Origin of the sequence: Nonomuraea sp. NPDC046570, assembly GCF_040645915.1 — a bacterium.
Taxonomy (GTDB): domain Bacteria; phylum Actinomycetota; class Actinomycetes; order Streptosporangiales; family Streptosporangiaceae; genus Nonomuraea.
This window is the reverse complement of sequence record NZ_JBEYZF010000003.1, coordinates 379,647-396,914: the sequence shown is the minus strand read 5'-3', so window position 1 is coordinate 396,914 and position 17,268 is coordinate 379,647. Positions and strand designations below refer to the sequence as shown.

Below are 17,268 nucleotides of genomic sequence, written 5' to 3'. Positions count from 1 at the left end.
TCCGTACGCAGGGGATCTTCACCGTACCAACCGAAGATGATCTTCGCTAGCGGAGGGCGGCGGCCTGCGCGGCGAGCTTCTCGATCCTGGCCCAGTCGCCGGTGGCCAGCGCGTCGGCCGGGATGAGCCAGGTGCCGCCGACGCACCCGACGTTCGGCAGCGCCAGGTAGGCGGGCGCGGTCTCAGGCCGGATCCCGCCCGTCGGGCAGAACCGCACGTCGGGCAGCGGCCCACCCAGCGACTTCAGGTACGGCAGGCCGCCCGCGGCCTCGGCGGGGAAGAACTTGAGCTCGTTCAGCCCGCGCTCGGCCAGCGCCATCACCTCCGACGCGGTGGCCGCGCCCGGCAGGAACGGCACCCCGCTCGCCAGCAGCGCGTCCACGAGGGACGGCGTGGTGCCGGGCGAGACCAAGAACTTCGCCCCAGCCCCCACAGATGCCGAAATATCAGCAGAAGTCCGGATTGTTCCGGCGCCGATGATCGCGTCGGGCACCTCGGCGGCGATGCGCGCGACGGCCTCCAGCGCGGCCGCCGTGCGCAGGGTCACCTCGATGACCGGCAGGCCGCCCGAGACCAGCGCCCGCGCCAGCGGCACGGCGGTCTCCACGTCGTCGATCACGACGACGGGAATCACGGGGGCGAGATCGAGCAGAGTCATGCGATGAGCTCCTTGGCGGATTGCCGGGTCAGCCACGCGGCTGCCCCGGTGAGGGCCGGCTGCGGTGCCACGATCAGCGTGGTCGCGATCGCCGACAGGTAACCGGCCAGGTTGGGGCTGGCCTCGAAGCGGGCCCTGAAGTCGCTGGCGCGCACCCGGTCCACGATACGGGGCAGCACGCCGCCGCCGATGTAGACCCCTCCCTTGGCGCCCAGGGTCAGCGCGACGTTGCCCGCGAAGCTGCCGAGCAGCCCGCAGAACACCTCGATCGTCTCCGCGCACAGCGTGTCGTCCAGCCGGGCGACGATGTCGGAGGCGGTCAGCTCGGGCGCGGTGACGCCGTTGACCACGGCCAGCGTCCGGTGCAGCCGTACCAGGCCGGGGCCGGACAGCAGGTGCTCGGCGTCCACGTGCGCCACCCCCTGGGTGTGCAGCACCCGGACGATCTCCAGGTCCCGCGCGTCCAGGACCGGCACGGTCACGTGCCCGCCCTCGCCCGGGACCGGCACCCAGTCGTCCCCGGCGGGCACCAGCCCGGCCACACCGAGCCCGGTGCCGGGCCCGAGCACGGCCTTCACCCCCCGGGAGGGAGGAGGACCGCCGAGCGAGACCAGGTCCCCCTCGCCGTCCAGATACGGCAGCGACGCCGCGAGCGCCTCGAAGTCGTTGAGCAACCCGGTGTACGGCAGGCCCAGCTCCCGAACCGACCCCGCCCAGGGCGAGTTCGTGAGCCGGTACCTGTCACCGTCGATCGGCCCCGCCACCGCCACGCAGCCCGCGCCCGGTCGCACTCCACCCTCGATCGTGTCGAGATACGCGGCTACGGCTTCGGGAAGACTGTCGTGCTCGGCCCCGGTGAGGACCCTGACGTGCCCGGGCTGGGCACCTGGTGCGGTGACGAGCCCGAAACGCGCGTTGGTGCCGCCGATGTCGGCGACCAGCCAGGGCAGATCGAAGAGGTGGTCGCTCACCTGGCGACCTCGGCGTGCGCGGTGCCCGCCGGGGCGGCGAAGCCCAGGCCGGGACCGTGCTCGCCGGACTCGGCGCCGTTGACGCCGAAGATGCTCGCGCCGTGCTGCGCGTGGCCCGCCATGCGGCGGAACGCGGAGAACAGCTCGCGCCCGGTGCCGACCCACTGCGCGTCGCTGCGCGCCCGCCCGCCGGGCTCCCGCCCGGCCAGCTCGCCGGCGGGCACCAGCAGCTCCAGCGTGCCCGCGGTCGAGTCGAGCCTGATCGGGTCGCCGTCGCGGACCAGCGCGATCGGCCCGCCGTCGGCCGCCTCGGGCGACAGGTGGATCGCCGCGGGCACCTTGCCGGACGCGCCCGACATCCGCCCGTCGGTGACGATCGCGACCCGCTGGCCCCGGTCCAGCAGCACCGCCATCGGCGGGGTGAGCTTGTGCAGCTCCGGCATGCCGTTCGCGCTCGGCCCCTGGTAGCGGATGACCGCCACGAAGTCCTGCCCGTCCAGCTCGCCGGCCTCGAAGGCGCGCAGCAGGTCGAGCTGGTCGTCGAAGACCTTCGCGGGCGCCTCGATCACCAGGTGCTCGGGCTTGACCGCCGACACCTTGCTGACCGCGCAGCCCAGGTTCCCGTCCAGCATGTGGATGCCGCCGTCGGCCGCGAACGGCTCGGCGACCGGGCGTAGCACGTCCAGGTCGGCGCTCCCCTGGGCGGCCTCCTCCCAGACCAGCCCGCCGTCCTTGAGGACGGGGGCCGAGCGGTAGTGGCCGAGGCCGCGCCCCGCGACGGTGAGCACGTCCTCGTGCAGCAGCCCGGCGTCCAGCAGGTCGCCGATCAGCACCTGCATGCCGCCCGCGTCGCGGAAGTGGTTCACGTCCGCCTGGCCGTTCGGGTACATCCTGGTCAGCGACGGCACCACCTTCGACAGGCCGGCCAGATCGTCCCAGGTGAGCACGATCCCGGCGGCGGCCGCCATGGCGACCAGGTGCAGCGTGTGGTTGGTCGAGCCGCCGGTGGCCAGCAGCGCGACGCACGCGTTGACCACCGCCTTCTCGTCGACCACCTCGCCGACCGGGGTGTACTCCGGCCCGTGCGCGGTGATCTCCACCGCGCGCCGGCCCGCCGCCTCGGTGAGCGCGTGCCGCAGCTCGGTGTGCGGGTTGACGAACGTCGAGCCCGGCAGGTGCAGGCCCATGACCTCCATCAGCACCTGGTTGGAGTTCGCGGTGCCGTAGAAGGTGCAGGTGCCAGGGGAGTGGTAGGACTTCGACTCCGCCTCCAGCAGCTCGTCCTGGCCGACCTTGCCCTCGGCGAACAGCTGCCTGGTGCGCGCCTTGACCTTGTTCGGCAGGCCCGAGCCCATCGGCCCGGCGGGCACGAACACCGCGGGCAGGTGCCCGAAGTGCAGCGCGCCGATCAGCAGCCCCGGCACGATCTTGTCGCACACGCCCAGCAGCAGCGAGGCGTCGAACATGTCGTGCGACAGCGCGATCGCGGTCGACATGGCGATCACGTCACGGCTGTAGAGGGACAGCTCCATGCCCGCGCGGCCCTGCGTGATGCCGTCGCACATGGCCGGCACGCCGCCCGCGACCTGCGCCACGCCGCCGGCCGCGCGCACGGCGGCCTTCAGCTCGGGCGGGTAGGTCTCGTACGGCTGGTGGGCGCTCAGCATGTCGTTGTAGCTGGTCACGATGGCCACGCCGGGCTTGGCCGTACCGCGCAGCGCGAGCTTGTCGGAGGCGGGTGCGGCGGCGAAGCCGTGCGCCAGGTTGGCGCAGCCCAGCGACGCGCGCGCCGGGCCCTTGGCGCGGGCGCTCTCGCCGTCGCGCCGGATCCGCTCCAGATAGACGGTACGGCTCGCGCGGCTGCGCGCGGCGATCCGCTCGGTCACCTCGGCGATGACGGGGTTCACGGCAGGTCCTCCTCGTGCCAGGCGCGACCGCTGCGGCCGAGCAGTTCGTGGGCTCCCGCGGGCCCGGTGCTTCCGGCGGGGTAGGGCTCGGGCAGCGCGGCCGAGGACTCCCAGGTGGCCAGGATCGGATCGATCCACTGCCAGGCGGCCTCGACCTCGTCCCGGCGCATGAACAGCGTCGGATTCCCGGCCAGCACGTCGGTGAGCAGCCGCTCGTACGCCTCGGGCACCCGCGTGGTGAACGTCTTGCCGAAGCTCAGGCTCAGCGGCACCGGCTTCAGCGTCACCTCGCCCGCGCCCGGCTCCTTGGCCATGATGTGCAGCTCGATGCCCTCCTCCGGCTGCAGCCGCAGCACGAGCCGGTTGGGCGTGCCACCGGGGAAGATGGAGTGCGGCACGTCCTTGAACTGCACCACGATCTCCGACCGCCGGTACGGCATGCGCTTGCCGGTCCGCAGGTAGAACGGCACCCCCGCCCACCGCCAGTTCTTCACCTCGGCCCGGATGGCGGTGAAGGTCTCCACCCGGCGCGAGGCCTCCGTGGTCGGCGTGGAGGCGGGCTCGTCGAGGTAGCCGGGCATCCCGTCCGCCTCGGTGTACTGCCCGCGCACGGTGAAGCGGTCGGCCTCGGTCCCGGAGATCGGCCGCAGCGACTGCAGCACCTTCACCTTCTCGTCGCGGATCGACTCGCGGTCGTTGCGCGACGGCGGCTCCATGGCGACCAGGCAGAGCAGTTGCAGCAGGTGGTTCTGCACCATGTCGCGCAGCGCGCCGGCGTGGTCGTAGTAGCCGCGCCGGCCCGGCGTGCCGACGGTCTCGGCGGCGGTGATCTGCACGTGGTCGATCCAGAGGGAGTTCCAGATCGGTTCCAGGAAGGCGTTGGCGAACCGGAGCACGAGCAGGTTCTGCACCGTCTCCTTGCCCAGGTAGTGGTCGATGCGGAAGATCTGGCGCTCGTCGAAGATGGCGCCGACCTCGTCGTTGATGCGCTGCGCGCTGACCAGGTCGCGGCCGAGCGGCTTCTCCAGCACCACCCGCGACCTCGGCGTGACCAGGCCCGCCTGCTGCAGTTCCCGGCAGAACGGGCCGAAGGTCATCGGCGGGCTGGCCAGGTAGAAGATCCGGTCCCGCTCCTCGTGCCCGGCCAGCAGGCCGCCGAGCGAGCGCCAGCCGCTGTCGTCGTCGCCGCCGACGTCCACCGAGACGTGGTGCAGGCGGCCGAGGAAGCGCTGCCACATCGCCGGGTCGTCCACCGGGACGGAGTCACGTACCTCGGCGTCCACCTTGCCGCGGAAGTCGGCGTCGTCCAGGCCGCCGCGCGACATGGCGATGACGCGCGTCTCGGGGGAGAGCCGCCCGTCGCGGTCGCAGTGGTAGAGGGCCGGGATGAGCTTGCGCATGGCCAGGTCGCCGGTGCCGCCGAAGACGACGAGGTCTGCGGTGTGCGCGGCGGTGGGTGGCAGGGGGGACACGTCGGGAACTCCGATTGATCAGCCAAGCGGGGACAGAACGGACACTAGCCAGAGTTTGGGGCATACACAACCCGAGTTTTGCTATTTGAGATAAGAAAGTCACGACTATTCATGACCTAAGACTGTGTGGTTCACTGGGCCGATGCCTCGACGTACCGCCGCGACCCTTGCCACCACCGGCGAGGTGCTGGGCCTCATCCGCTCCGGTGAGGCCGTGACGCGGGCGGACATCGGCCGGGTGACCGGCCTGTCCCGCCCCGCGGTGTCGCTGCGCGTCGGGGAGCTGATCGAACGGGGCCTGGTCGTGGAGCGCGCCGACGCCCCCTCCACCGGCGGCCGTCCGCCGGTTCGGCTGGAGTTCAACGCCGCAGGCGGGGTCGTGCTGGTCGCGGCGCTCGGCGCGAGCCGGACCCGGGTGGCGGTCTGCGACCTCGCGGGGGCCGAGTTGGCCGGGCGGGAGTTCGTCATCGACGTCGAGCAGGGGCCCGACGTGGTGCTGCCGCTGCTCATGGACACCTGGGACGAGCTGCTCGGCGACCGGCCGAGGAGCACGGTCAGGGGCGTCGGGATGGGCGTGCCCGCGACCGTGGAGTTCGCCGCGGGCCGTACCGAGAGCGCGCGGGTGATGGCGAGCTGGACCGGCGTGGTGATCCCGCCGATCGTGCGCGAGCGCTTCCCCGTGCCGGTCTACGTGGACAACGACGTGAACGTGCTGGCCATCGGCGAGCACCGCGGCGCCTACGCCGAGGAGACCGGCGACCTGATGTACGTCAAGGTCTCCACCAGGATCGGCGCCGGGATCATCGCCGGCGGCGGGATCCTGCGCGGCGCGCTCGGCGCGGCCGGGGAGATCGGCCACATCCCGGTCCGCGACGGCGGCGGCGTGCTGTGCCGCTGCGGCAACGTCGACTGCGTGGACTCCGTGGCCAGCGGCACCGCGCTGCTGCGCGACCTGCGCGCCGCGGGGCACGACGTCAAGACCATCGCCGACGTGACCGCGCTGATCCGCGCGGGCGACGCCGGGACGATGGCCATGGTCCGCGAGGCGGGCCGGCGCATCGGCGAGGTGCTGGCCAGCGCGGTCAACCTGCTCAACCCGTCCGTGGTGGTGCTCGGCGGGGACGTGGCCGAGGCGTTCGCGCCGCTGGTGTCGAGCATCCGCGAGGTCGTCTACCGGCGCTCCACCGCGCTGGCCACCCGCAGGCTGCGCATCGAGGCCAGCCGCCTGGGTCCCAGCGCGGGCATTTCCGGCTGCGCCGTGATGGTCCTCGACCACGTCCTGTCGCCTGACCTGATCGACGAGTCCGTTTGACGGATCTCTGCCAAACCATGGCAGGATCTTCCGGATGTGGCACCGGATCGGGGCTTTGTCCCTTGTTGTGTTGATGTCAGTGGGATGTGGCGCGCTGCCCCGCGAGCAGGACTCTCCTCCGTCCCCTCCGCCGACGACGGCAGCCCCATCGCCCGCCGCGCCCACCGGCAAGGAGGACGCCCGCCCCGCCCTCGGAACCACCCGCAGCACGCTCACCCCCGCGCTCCAGGTCGACGTGGTCGGGCTGAACCGGGTGGCGGGCAAGCATCTCGTCGCCCAGGTCAGGCTCACCAACACCGGCACCGAGAAGGAGCTGCCGTGGACCGGTGAGCTGGGCGACAGCACGCGGCCGCTCGGGCGGATCCTGTGGGCGTCGGGGATCGGGGTGCTCGACGCGGAGGCGCGCCGGTGGCTGCTGCCGTACAAGCCCGAGGGCAGTCCGTGTCTCTGCACCGACCAGGATCGTGACGGGCTCGGCTACTTCATCGAGCCCGGCAGGTCGATCACCGTCTACGCCGTGCTGCCCGCGCCCTCCGGCAACCCGGCGTCCACGACCGTCGTCACGCCCGTCGGCCCGCCGATGCTCGACGTGCCGATCAGCGACGACCCGCCGGTCACCGACGGCCTGGACATCCCCGACCCCGGCGCCCAGCCGGTCACCACGCTCAGCCACCGCCTGCTGCTGCCCTCCGAGTCGCTCGACCGCTCGGAGGAGACCGCCGACGACGGCAAGGACCTACAGGTCAGCCTCTCGTCCGACGTGCTGTTCGCGGTCGACAAGGCCGACCTGACCGGCAAGGCCAGAACCGTCCTCGCCCGCACCGCCAAGCTCATCGACGCCTCCACCGGCCCGTCCGTCACCGTGTCCGGCCACGCCGACTCCTCCGGCACCGACGCCATCAACGAACCGCTGTCCAAGCGCCGCGCCCAGGCCGTCCAGCGCGCCCTGTCCGGCCTGGTGACCCGCGACGGCGTCCGCTTCAAGGCCGAGGGGTACGGCTCCCGCAAGCCGCTGTACAGCAACGACGAGGAGGAGGGCCGCCGCCGCAACCGCCGGGTCACCGTGGCCTTCGTCAAGCCCGCCCCCGCCCAGGAGCCGGCGGCGCCCAGCGACCCCGTGATCACCATGGCGCCCGGCCAGGACGACCTGAAGGCCTCGGCCAAGCTCGACGGCAAGCCCTTCACCCTGGAGGTGACCGGCCTGCGGCGGCTGCCCGGAGACCTCGCGGTGCTCACCTACCGCGTCACCAACGACGGCGACGCGGAGGCCTGGGCGCACGAGCTCGGACACTCCACCGAGTGGATGTCGTACAAGTACCAGGCCGCCAGCAACCTCCGCCTGACCGACACCGACGCCAGGCGGCAGTACCTGCCCGGCCGGGTGCTGGTGGACGCGGACGGCGGGACGGACGCCTACTGCGCCTGCTCGGAGACCTCCGGCGTACGGCTGAGCGCGCCGAAGTTCGGCCCCGGCGAGACGAAGGAGTTCTGGGGCCTGTTCGGCCTCCCCGCCGCGGTCCCGTCGGTATCGGCCAAGATCGCCACCTGGCCCGCGATCCAGGTCTCGGCCCGCTAGCTGCCTCGCCTCCGGGGACACCCGTCGCAGGATGTCCCCGGAGGACCGCCCGGCCCGGTCAGCCGAGGAGGGTCTCGCCGACCCAGCCGCCCTCCGCGCACCCCGGGGGGATGACGAAGACGGCCGAGCCGATCGGGGTGATCCACTCGTTCAGCAGGTCGACCTCGGCCAGCGCCCGCTGGACGGGGGTGAACTGCCGCTCCACGTCGGCCTGGTACGCGGCGAACAGCAGCCCCGAGTCGGCCTGCCCCTCGTCGTAGTTGTAGACCCTGCGGAACATCCGCGACCCCGGATCGGCGACCCGGGCCCGCCTGATGTGCGCCTCCCTGGCGATCACCGGGAACCCGAGCCCGTTGAGAGCCTCGAAGTCCGGCTCGTCGTGCTCGGCCTTCCCGGTCAGCGGCGCCCCCGTGTCGAGCCGCCTGCCGACGCTGAACTCCTTCGCCACCCGGTCGGCGGCGTCCCAGGTGTCCATCAGCATCCTGATCCGGCGCAGTACCAGGGTGGTGCCTCCGGCCAGCGGCCCCTGCCCGATCCACACCGCCCGCTCGAAGTCGGGCGTGCCGGGGACAGGGTTGACGGTGCCGTCGAGCTGGCCCATCAGGTTGCGCTGGGTCAGCCCCGCCCGCTGGGTCGCCTGCCGGAACCCCCGCTGCACCCACCGGATCTTGGCGAACGAGCGGGTGTCCTTCAAGGTCATCCGCAGGGCGTGCGCCACCGAGACCGGGTCGTCGCCGCAGATCTGCAGCAGCAGGTCGCCGCCGCTCCAGCGCTCCTCCAGCCGGTCGACCGAGAAGCGCGGCAGGGGGCCGGGGTGGCGGTGCCGTACCTTGGCGGCCTCGAACAGCCCCGGCCCGAACCCGAAGGTGACCGTCAGCCGCGCGGGCAGCGCGGCCAGCTCCGGCTCGGTGTCGGCCAGCGCCCCCTTGCCCTGGGTCAGCCGCCTGGCGTCGTCGGTGAGCAGCCGCATGAGCCGCGCGACCTCGTCCCTGCCGGTCCCGCTCCGCAGGTCGAGCCCGACGAACACGCCATGGGCCTGCGGCGGCGTCGCGACCCCCGCCTGGTGGACCCCGTGGAACGGTTCCACACTCGTCCCCGTCGCCGCGGGCGGCTGGGTGACCGCCTTCTCCGTGGTGTACGCGGCCAGCGCCGCCGCCCCGCCCGCGAGCAGGCCCCGGCGGCTCAGCCCGTCCGCCCTCACTGGTGCCCCGGCTGGTATTCCTCGTTGGCCCCCGCGAAGTCCTTGCCCACGGCCGTGAACTCCATGACCGAGCCGTCCTTCAGCGTGAGCGTGAAACGCACCTCGGAGCCAGGCTTCACCGGGTTCTTCACGTCCATGAGCATGATGTGGTTCCCGCCGGGTTCGAGGGTCAGCGTCCCCTTGGCCGGAATGGTGAACCCATCCTCCTTGGGGCGCATCACCATCTTCCCGGCCTCCTGCACGGTCTCGTGCAGTTCCACTCGCGGTGCGGCCGGGGTGGCGGCCTTCAGGACCGTGACGGCGGTGTCCCCGCTGTTCACCAGCGTCCCGAAGGCGGCGCTCATACCGCCGCCTCCCTTGATCGTCTTCACCCACGGGTCGGTGATGCTCAGCACCGGGCCCGGGGCGGCGGCCTGCGCGGCCTTCGGCGCGGGCGGCGCGGCGGCGTCCGGGGTGCCCGTACAGCCGGCGAGCCCGGCCATCGACACCAACGCGACGCAGAGCACACGGCGAACGTCCATACGAATCTCTCTCCCTTGGTCATGGCATGGCGGGAGTCCAGCCAGGACTCCTCCTACGGCCCTGGGCCGTTTCAGACGGTGCGGAGGGAGAGGGGAGGGCCGCGACCGCTCACCACGTGCTCGAGCAGCGCGGAACGCAGGACGAGCGGGGAGGAGGGCGGCGCCGCGTGGAACGGCACCACGATCGGGCCGGGGGCGAGCGGGAGGCGCAGGCCGAGCCGTACCCCGATGCGGCGCACCAGCGCCCACAGGGCGGCCTCGCCGCGCGCCAGCCAGAGCGCGGTCAGCCCGACCGCCCAGCCGTGCATGACCAGCATGCCGAGGCCGGGCACCAGGCCCGCGTGCGCGTGCGCACCGCCGGCGAGCGCAGGGGACGCGAGGTCCGGCGTGGACACGGTGTGCGCGAGGGAGAACAGCAGGTGAAGAGCCACCTGCAGGGTGGTCAGCAGGGCCAGGACGGCGGCGGGACCGCGTTCCCGGCCGGAGACGAGGGCTCCGGCGGCGAAGGACGCCGTGAAACCGGTCATCGCGCTGCCCAGCGAGACCGTCCCGCCCGCGACGATGTGCGCGAGCACCCCAAGCCCGGCGCAGACCACGGCGAACGCCGTGGCACGCACCAAGCGGAAGGACAGTGAGGCGGTCATCGTGTGGGGAATCCTCCCACGTACCCCGCTCGCCCCCGCCTCCGCACCCGCCGTTCAGGCACTCGCCGGCGTTCACCGGACCGGGCAGGCGGTGCTCGGATGGGGTCAGCGGTCGAAGTCGAGCGATTCCTGCGGGGTGGGTCGGGGGTTCTGGCGGCGGTGCTTCTTCTTCTTGGTGTGGGTCGGGGTGGGGGAGTGGCCGACCGGTGGGTGGGTGGCGTTCAGCGTGGTCACCACGTCGTCGCCGGGTTCCCTCTCAGGGGAGGGGGTCACCGCGGTCGTCGGCGGCTGGCGGGTCGGCTTGACCCCGTGCTCCTTGACCTTGCGGGACAGCGGCGACTTCGAGGACCGCGCGGGGGTCGGCGTGATCTGCCGCACGGGCGAGGTGACCTGGTCCTCGCTGGGGACTCCGCTGGGAAGCGCGGAGGCGGGAGCGCTGGGCCGGGCCGATCCGGCGGGCACGGGACGGATGGCGTTGGCGCGCGGCGGCTCTCCGCCACCGACCTCGCTGAGCGACCTGGAGGTGAGCGCGAAACCGGCCACGACCACGGCGGCGGCCAGCATGAGCGTGCCGGCGAGCACGGCGACGGTCATCAGGGCCCGCCTGCTCCGCTCGGGGTGTGCGGCCGGGCTGGGGGCAGTCACGAACGAAGATCGTAGTGACAACTGGTCTCGAATGGGGAACTACCCGCCCGAACGCCTGGACCTTCGGGGCAAAGGAAAAGCTCCGGACGGGCCCGGTCCGGAGCTTTTCCTGGCCGCTAGCGAGCGAGGTGGTCGGTGCCGGTGGCCCAGATCGCCTGGCTGCCGTCGTAGATCACGACGTTGCCGTCGTCCTGGACGCTGAGCCGGGACCCGGGGTGACCGTGCGTGCCGGACGCCCACACGGGCTTGCCGGAGACGGTGTAGACGACAAAGTTCCCGTCGGTCTGGAACACCGCCCGGTGGCCCCTGTGCACGGTGTTGCTGGCCCACCGGGGCGAGTTGAACTCGTCGTAGACGACGAGGTTGCCGTCCCGTTGCAGGACCAGGCGGGCAGCGGCCGAGCTGACCGAGTCGTCGTGCGACAGGACGTACGGCGCGTTCAGGACGACGTCCGCGTGCGCCGGTGTGGCGGTCCAGGATCCCAGCATGAGGGCGGTGAACAGGATGACGCCCAGAGACCTGATCGTGATGCGTTCCTTCGGCCCGTTGAGGGGCAAGGTGAGCCTCCTTAAGCTGATCGAACACGTTGAGTGGTCGGAGCGCTACGCTCTGACGTTGATCAGTATGGGCGAGTCAAGAGGCGAAGTCGAGGTCATTTGCGCAGGTGAGGCGCAGATGGTCGTGACAGGGAGAGCACATGGGCGCAGAGTGAGGGGATGAGGACCGACGTCACCGAGATCGCCTCCGGCGTGTACCGGCTGTCCACCTACGTGCCCGACGCGGACCTGGCCTTCAACCAGTACCTCGTCGTGGCCGAGGAGCCGCTGCTGTTCCACACGGGCCTGCGCGCCCTCTTCCCGCTCGTGTCGTCCGCGGTGGCGAGCGTGATGCCGGTCGAGCGGCTGCGCTGGATCACCTTCGGCCATCTGGAGGCCGACGAGTGCGGGGCGATGAACCTGTGGCTGGCCGCCGCCCCGCAGGCGCGGGTGGCGCACGGCGCGCTCGGCTGCGCCGTCTCGATCAACGACCTGGCCGACCGCCCGCCGCGCCCGCTGGCGGACGGCGAGGTGATCGACCTCGGCGGCAGGCGGGTACGGCGGATCGAGACGCCGCACATCCCGCACGGCTGGGACGCGGGCGTCCTGTTCGAGGAGACCACCTCGACGCTGCTGTGCGGCGACCTGTTCACCGCGATGGGCGAAGGTCTGGCGCTGACCGAGCGCGAGCTCATCTCCGGCGCGCTGGCCGCCGAGGACGTCTACGGCGCCACCTGCCTCACCCCCGGCACGGGCCCCGCCATCCGCGCCCTGGCCGAGCTGTCACCGCGTACGCTCGGCCTCATGCACGGGCCCGCGTACGCCGGTGACTGCCCGCAGGCGCTGCGGGACCTGGGCGACGCCTACGACGAGCGGCTGGCCGCCGAAGGCGTGCGCCTGCACGGCCCGATCACGCCGTCGGCGCGTCAGGCGCCGCAGTGATAGCTCTCGCTGGTGAACAGCCCGTAGGCCCCCTTGGGCCCGTTGATCCGGGCGCTGAGCCGGACGCACTGTGCCCTGGCCACCACCTGGGCGGGGCCCGCGTAGATCTTGAATCGGCTCGCCTCGCCCACGCACTCGCCGGTCGCCGTGTTACAGAGCTCGACCTTGGTGAACGAGCGTTCGCCCCTGTCGATGACCTTCTCGGTCCAGGCGCAGTTGGCGCCGGTTTGGTGGTTGTAGGTGAGGTACGCCACGCCGAAGACCTTGTGCGGCTTCTTCACGTTCCTGACGAAGTGACTGTCGAGGATCTTAAAGTCGTCGCCGAACTTCTCCGCGCACCGGTTGGGTGTGGCGCCGGCCCGCGCCGCTGTGGCGGGCGGGCCCACCACCCCCAGACCTGCCGTGAGCGCCAGCGCCGCCGCGATCGTCGCGAACCTCATTGAGCGTGCCCCTTCGTCGGTGGTAACCGTCACTGTCGGTAACCAGTCAACCAGCGGGCGAGGTCAATCGCACGGATGTCAGCAGGCGCACAGCAACGCGCGCAGCGAACTCTCCAGCGACACGCCGCTCTCCACGGGCTCGGGCCACGGGAAACGCGCCAGCGACGGGTCCTCGACGCCGAGTCGCACGGTGGCGCCGAAGCGGTCGAGCTCCCACAGCCAGGCGTCCTCGGCGGGCGCGTCGAGCAACTGGGAGACCCCGGCGCCGAGCTGCGGCCGGTGCGCGCCGTTGACGTGCGCGAGCACCCGCTCGGCCACCTCGGCCAGCGGGTCGGGCGCCGCCTCCAGGTACTCCTCGGCGTCGAGCACGCCGGACTCCTGCCCGGTCAGGTAGACCACCTGGCCGACGTCCACGCGGAGCAACTGGGGCGCGCCCGCCTCGCCGTACCGCTCCAGGGCCTCGAAGAGGGCGTCGTCGGGGCTGTGCGCCGCGATCGCGATCGCGGCCTCGCGCGCCGTCTCCGGCGGTACGGCCTCGGCCCAGCCCTGCACCTTGAGCAGCGAGCGCGGGTGCTCCACCGCGCCGATCATCCGCACCGCGTTCAGGTCCACGGTGACGACCGCGTCGCCGCGCAGGCCGTACAGCTCCTCGCCGGGGCGGACCAGCAGCAGCGGCCGGCCGCTCGCGTCGACGCCGCCGTGCGCGCGCCGGGCGGGCATGGGTGAGCCCGCCACGCAGGCGTGCGTGACGGCGGAGGCTCCGGCGAGCGTGCGGATCCGCTCGGGGAGCGGCGGGGCGAGCAGCGGCATGGCGTCTCCTTGAGGTTGTCGCTCGACATAGGTTAGGCTTGCCTTAGTAAGGTCTACCTAACCATATTGAGGTGAACGTGCGCTACACCGGCCCGAAGGTGCGACTGTCCCGACGTGCGGGAGTTCCGCTGACCAGGAAAGCCGTCCGCTACTTCGAACAGCGCCCCTACCCGCCGGGCGAGCACGGCCGCAAGACCAACCGCCGCACCACCGGCGACTACGGGCTGCGGCTGATGGAGAAGCAGAAGCTGCGCTGGTACTACGACGTCGCCGAGCGGCAGCTGCGCCGCTACTGGGACCTCGCGGTGCGCCGGGAGGGCGCCTCGGGCGCCGAGCTCGTCGCGATCCTGGAGACCCGCCTCGCCTCGCTCGTACTCCGGGCCGGCCTCGCCCCGTCCATCTACGCCGCCCGCCAGTACGTCACGCACGGCCACATCACGGTCGACGGCCGCAAGGTGGACATCCCCAGCTACCTGGTCAAGCCCGGCCAGGTCATCGCGGTACGGCAGCGCTCGCGGGCCATGCAGCCGTTCGTCGCGGCGGCCGAGGGCGTGTACGCCGACGAGCGGACCGCCGCCTACCTGTCGGTGGACCACGCCGACCTGCGCTTCACGCTGCTCAGCCACCCGACCCGCGAGCAGATCGCGGTCCCGGTGGACGAGCAGCTGGTGGTCGAGTTCTACTCCAGGTGATCAGCGGCGCCAGGCGGCCCAACTGCCCGCCTGGTTCTGGTTCCCGGCGACCGGCCGCCAGCCGGGCGGCGCCGCGGGCCAGGTGCCCTCGATCCCGGCACCCGCCGGCCACGGCACGACGACCAGACTCAGGTCCGCGGGCAGGAAGTGGCCGCGGGACGGATCGACGGGGACCAGCTTCCGCCGTACGGCGAACGCCTGCGAGACCCAGATCCGCCAGTGGACCCCCTGGTAGTCGACGCCCACCCGATCATCGGGACGCAACCCGGCGGGCGCCAGGTCCGTGGCGAAGCTCAGGATCCTCCCCCAGGGGACGGAGACCTTGACCACGGTCACCCCGGTGATCGCCAGTTCGACGGCGACGCAGGCGGCGGCCACGGCGATCAGCCCGGTCCGGCGGCCGGCCGTGGCCCGCACCAGGGTGGCGAGGGCGAGCAGGAGCGTGGCGGTCACCGTGGCCCGCCAGAGGTTCAGGGCGTCCCAGTCCCAGGTCAGGAAGCAGATCTCGGGGAAGTCGAACACGCCGAAGAAGTCGCGGGACAGGCTCTCGCCCGCGTGCAGCCAGACGATTCCCGCGGTCACGACGGTCAGCGCCGCGGTCCCGAGAGCCGCCCTGATCGCCGTGGCCGTACGGGCACGGGTCAGCACCACCAGACCGGCCGCGACGAGCGCGGGCGTGAAACAGGCCAGGTACCTGCCGTAGGCGTGGTTCGCGACGGTGCCCTCGCCCGGCAGCGCCGCCGAGGTCGCCACGGCCACCCCCGCGATCGCGGCCAGCGTGACGCCCGCGAGCAGCCGGTCCGCTGGAGGGGCGGCGCGGCGGAAGGCGGTCGCCGCCAGGGCGAGCAGGCCGACGCCCGCCAGGCCCCAGGTGGCGACGATCACGTGCCAGAGCTGGCCGGCGGCGACGGAGACCGTCCAGGCCAGGCCGTCCAGGGTGGTCAGCCGGTCGGTGAGCCAGTCGCCCAGCGGGGCGACGCCGCCCGGGTAGAGCTCGGCCCGCACCCAGCTGTTCAGCGCCCAGCCCGCGCCCGCCCCGAGCGCCGCCACCAGGGCCATGGCCGCGACGTCGCGCCCGATCGTCCCGCGGCGGCGGAGGGCGACGACCACGAGCAGTCCGGCGTGCGCCACCAGGATGATCAGGCCGCGCGCGTGCGTGCTGTACGCGTACGCGGCGGCCGCGCTCGCCGCGACGCCGTGCAGCCGCCCGCCTCCGCCGAGCCACCCGTGCAGCAGGAGCAGCCAGCCGAGGACGACCACCGGGAGCACGGCGTCGGTCAGCGCGAACTGGGAGTAGTAGATCGCGGAGGGGATCAGCGCGGTCACGTGCGCGAGGAGGCAGGCTCGGCCTCTCGGCAGGCCCATCCGGCGCAACGCCAGGTACGCCAGCACCAGGAGGCTCGCGCCGGCCAGCGCGTTGATGACGAGGACCAGCCGGTACACGGTGGCGGGGTCGTCGCTGATCCAGTAGACGGGGGCCAGGAGGAGTGAGTATCCGCCCTGGTAGAAGGTCCGCCCGGACAGGTCGCTGGGCGACCCGCCCGAGATGAGGCGGGCGGCCAGGAGGTAGCCGCTCTCGTCGGGGACGAGGATGGGCATCGCGTGCTGGAAGGAGACGGCCATGCGGAGCGCGGCCTGTGCCATCCAGCCGGCCAGCAGCGTCAGCGCCCAGAAGCGGGTGCGGTCGGGGAGTTCCGCGGCGGGGGACGTGACACGGGGTGACGCGACGGCGGTTGGTCCCACGATGGCCTCTGAGATGGTGAAATCGACAGAACTGATTTCACACCCTAGTCGCGGGCTTTTCACCGGCGAGCGCCTTGAGCGTCGCCGTCGGCTCTGTTTTGTCTCTTCACGCGGTAACGCCGTGCCCGGATATTCTCCGGGCACGGCGTCAGTCGTTTCGCCGGGTCAGTTGTTCGGCGGGGAGTTGAGCACGAAGGCGGAGCAGTTCCTCGGCCAGTTGTACCCTCCCGACGTGACGCACGCCGTCTGGTAGACGTCGCCGTCCTCGGTGAGGATGGAGATGTGAATATCGTTGGCGGGCGGCTGGCCCTGGTCCACCACGGTGGCGGCGATCACCTTCTCGCCGGGCGGGATGAGCGAGCTGAGGTCGTGCCACGGCGGCTTCTTGCTCGAGTCCCGGACGACCAGGCCGCCACCGGTGGGGACGAGCAGCGTGAAGTGGGTGTTGGCGCGCTGGGCGCTGTCGATGCTCGCTCCCGGCCCCATGGCCCCGGTGGCGCCGGGGATGCCCTGCGGGCCGGTGGGCCCGGTGTTTCCCGGCTGGCCCTGCGGCCCCGAGGGCCCGGTGGCTCCGACGCCGCCCTGCGGGCCCGCAGGCCCGGTGACCCCGGTGCCGCCCTGCGGGCCTGACGGTCCGGTGGGACCGGCGACCCCCTTCGGTCCTGTGGGCCCGACCGCGCCCCTCGGCCCGGTGGGGCCGGTGGTCCCCGACGTCGCGCCCGGCGGACCGGTGGGTCCGGTGGGCCCGGCCTGACCCTGCGGGCCGGGCGGGCCGGTCTTGCCCTGGGGGCCGGTCGGGCACTTGCAGGAGTCGTTCTTGCACGGCGTGCCGGGACAGGGCTTCTTCCCGTGCTTGCGGCAGGGCCTGCCTCTGCCGCAGCCGAGGCCGCCGTCGAGCAGGCGCCCGTGCGTGTTGCCCGCGGCCTTCCGCTCACCGGGAGGTCCGAACGCGCTTTCGGCGGAGGCGTTCACCGACGTCTGAAAGGACGACGCGATGATAATTCCGGAAATCGTCGCTGTGGCCATCCATGAAACGGCGCGACTTCCGTGGCGAAGGCGCTGGACGGTCCCATGACTAAGAAGGGACATCTCACTTCCCGAAGACTAGAAGATTCCAGAGAATCTGAATCCCTGCTGCGCCGTGACAGTGGCGACAAGCTCGGAGATACCCCGGTTATAGAGGTGAAACCTGCCTGGG

Annotated in this window: 17 protein-coding genes; 4 read left to right on the top strand and 13 right to left on the bottom strand. The window is 72.3% G+C overall.

Features of this window, described 5'->3' with window-relative positions:
* Positions 1-46: 46 nt before the first annotated feature.
* Genes eda through zwf form a run of 4 tightly spaced genes read right to left on the bottom strand, consistent with a single transcriptional unit; the run spans position 47 to position 4,999 of the window.
* Positions 47-658 (bottom strand): bifunctional 4-hydroxy-2-oxoglutarate aldolase/2-dehydro-3-deoxy-phosphogluconate aldolase, encoded by a 612-nt coding sequence (gene eda, locus ABZ911_RS07945; protein WP_358053115.1) that lies wholly within the window; start codon positions 656-658, stop codon positions 47-49.
* Positions 655-1,629, bottom strand: a complete 975-nt coding sequence (locus tag ABZ911_RS07940; protein ID WP_358053113.1) for a glucokinase — start codon at positions 1,627-1,629, stop codon at positions 655-657. Before ABZ911_RS07940 ends, eda begins: the two co-directional genes overlap by 4 nt.
* Positions 1,626-3,536 (bottom strand): phosphogluconate dehydratase, encoded by a 1,911-nt coding sequence (gene edd, locus ABZ911_RS07935; protein ID WP_358053111.1) that lies wholly within the window; start codon positions 3,534-3,536, stop codon positions 1,626-1,628. Before edd ends, ABZ911_RS07940 begins: the two co-directional genes overlap by 4 nt.
* Entirely contained in the window at positions 3,533-4,999 is a 1,467-nt protein-coding gene (zwf, locus tag ABZ911_RS07930) for a glucose-6-phosphate dehydrogenase (protein ID WP_358053277.1), read from the bottom strand. Before zwf ends, edd begins: the two co-directional genes overlap by 4 nt.
* A gap of 151 nt (positions 5,000-5,150) precedes the next feature.
* On the opposite strand from zwf, the gene ABZ911_RS07925 reads away from it, so the two are divergent.
* Positions 5,151-6,320 carry an ROK family transcriptional regulator gene (locus tag ABZ911_RS07925; RefSeq protein WP_358053109.1) on the top strand — a complete coding sequence of 390 codons (1,170 nt, stop codon included), beginning with the start codon at positions 5,151-5,153 and terminating at the stop codon, positions 6,318-6,320.
* A 73-nt stretch (positions 6,321-6,393) separates the two neighbouring features.
* Positions 6,394-7,896, top strand: a complete 1,503-nt coding sequence (locus ABZ911_RS07920; protein ID WP_358053107.1) for an OmpA family protein — start codon at positions 6,394-6,396, stop codon at positions 7,894-7,896.
* A 58-nt stretch (positions 7,897-7,954) separates the two neighbouring features.
* On the opposite strand, the gene ABZ911_RS07915 is transcribed toward ABZ911_RS07920, so the two are convergent.
* The 5 genes from ABZ911_RS07915 to ABZ911_RS07895 form a co-directional block, all read right to left on the bottom strand.
* Positions 7,955-9,097 carry a Dyp-type peroxidase gene (locus ABZ911_RS07915; RefSeq protein ID WP_358053105.1) on the bottom strand — a complete coding sequence of 381 codons (1,143 nt, stop codon included), beginning with the start codon at positions 9,095-9,097 and terminating at the stop codon, positions 7,955-7,957.
* A complete protein-coding gene (locus ABZ911_RS07910) occupies positions 9,094-9,618 on the bottom strand; it encodes a copper chaperone PCu(A)C (RefSeq protein ID WP_358053103.1) in 525 nt (174 codons plus the stop codon). Before ABZ911_RS07910 ends, ABZ911_RS07915 begins: the two co-directional genes overlap by 4 nt.
* A 71-nt stretch (positions 9,619-9,689) precedes the next feature.
* Positions 9,690-10,262, bottom strand: coding sequence for an MFS transporter (locus ABZ911_RS07905; RefSeq protein ID WP_358053101.1), 573 nt, complete (start codon positions 10,260-10,262; stop codon positions 9,690-9,692).
* 105 nt (positions 10,263-10,367) lie between these two features.
* Positions 10,368-10,907: a hypothetical protein gene (locus tag ABZ911_RS07900; protein WP_358053099.1), complete on the bottom strand. Its 540-nt coding sequence runs from the start codon at positions 10,905-10,907 to the stop codon at positions 10,368-10,370.
* Positions 10,908-11,023: 116 nt separating this feature from the next.
* On the bottom strand, positions 11,024-11,464 hold the full coding sequence (locus tag ABZ911_RS07895) for a hypothetical protein (RefSeq protein ID WP_358053097.1): 441 nt from the start codon (positions 11,462-11,464) through the stop codon (positions 11,024-11,026).
* A 159-nt stretch (positions 11,465-11,623) separates the two neighbouring features.
* On the opposite strand from ABZ911_RS07895, the gene ABZ911_RS07890 reads away from it, so the two are divergent.
* Complete coding sequence (locus ABZ911_RS07890; RefSeq protein WP_358053095.1) at positions 11,624-12,385, top strand: hypothetical protein; 762 nt, start codon at positions 11,624-11,626, stop codon at positions 12,383-12,385.
* Here ABZ911_RS07890 and ABZ911_RS07885 read toward each other — a convergent pair.
* Both ABZ911_RS07885 and ABZ911_RS07880 read right to left on the bottom strand, forming a co-directional pair.
* A complete protein-coding gene (locus ABZ911_RS07885; protein ID WP_358053094.1) occupies positions 12,370-12,825 on the bottom strand; it encodes a hypothetical protein in 456 nt (151 codons plus the stop codon). The genes ABZ911_RS07890 and ABZ911_RS07885 overlap by 16 nt on opposite strands.
* A gap of 78 nt (positions 12,826-12,903) precedes the next feature.
* On the bottom strand, positions 12,904-13,635 hold the full coding sequence (locus tag ABZ911_RS07880; protein WP_358053092.1) for a DUF2470 domain-containing protein: 732 nt from the start codon (positions 13,633-13,635) through the stop codon (positions 12,904-12,906).
* Positions 13,636-13,712: 77 nt separating this feature from the next.
* Here ABZ911_RS07880 and rpsD point away from each other — a divergent pair, with 77 nt between their 5' ends.
* Complete coding sequence (gene rpsD / locus ABZ911_RS07875; protein ID WP_358053275.1) at positions 13,713-14,327, top strand: 30S ribosomal protein S4; 615 nt, start codon at positions 13,713-13,715, stop codon at positions 14,325-14,327.
* Here the strand turns inward: rpsD and ABZ911_RS07870 are convergent, their stop codons facing one another.
* The gene (locus ABZ911_RS07870; protein WP_358053090.1) at positions 14,328-16,070 is read right to left on the bottom strand and encodes a hypothetical protein; all 1,743 of its coding nucleotides are present in this window, start codon (positions 16,068-16,070) and stop codon (positions 14,328-14,330) included.
* 165 nt (positions 16,071-16,235) lie between these two features.
* Entirely contained in the window at positions 16,236-17,042 is an 807-nt protein-coding gene (locus ABZ911_RS07865) for a hypothetical protein (RefSeq protein WP_358053088.1), read from the bottom strand.
* Positions 17,043-17,268 lie beyond the last annotated feature (226 nt).

What these genes read in the sequence shown, in the direction of transcription:
- ABZ911_RS07925 (WP_358053109.1), top strand. Translation starts at nt 5,151, where the DNA reads ATGCCTCGACGTACCGCCGCGACCCTTGCCACCACCGGCGAGGTGCTG.
- ABZ911_RS07920 (WP_358053107.1), top strand. Translation starts at nt 6,394, where the DNA reads ATGTCAGTGGGATGTGGCGCGCTGCCCCGCGAGCAGGACTCTCCTCCG.
- ABZ911_RS07905 (WP_358053101.1), bottom strand. Translation starts at nt 10,262, where the DNA reads ATGACCGCCTCACTGTCCTTCCGCTTGGTGCGTGCCACGGCGTTCGCC.
- eda (WP_358053115.1), bottom strand. Translation starts at nt 658, where the DNA reads ATGACTCTGCTCGATCTCGCCCCCGTGATTCCCGTCGTCGTGATCGAC.
- ABZ911_RS07885 (WP_358053094.1), bottom strand. Translation starts at nt 12,825, where the DNA reads ATGAGGTTCGCGACGATCGCGGCGGCGCTGGCGCTCACGGCAGGTCTG.
- ABZ911_RS07910 (WP_358053103.1), bottom strand. Translation starts at nt 9,618, where the DNA reads ATGGACGTTCGCCGTGTGCTCTGCGTCGCGTTGGTGTCGATGGCCGGG.
- ABZ911_RS07890 (WP_358053095.1), top strand. Translation starts at nt 11,624, where the DNA reads ATGAGGACCGACGTCACCGAGATCGCCTCCGGCGTGTACCGGCTGTCC.
- ABZ911_RS07880 (WP_358053092.1), bottom strand. Translation starts at nt 13,635, where the DNA reads ATGCCGCTGCTCGCCCCGCCGCTCCCCGAGCGGATCCGCACGCTCGCC.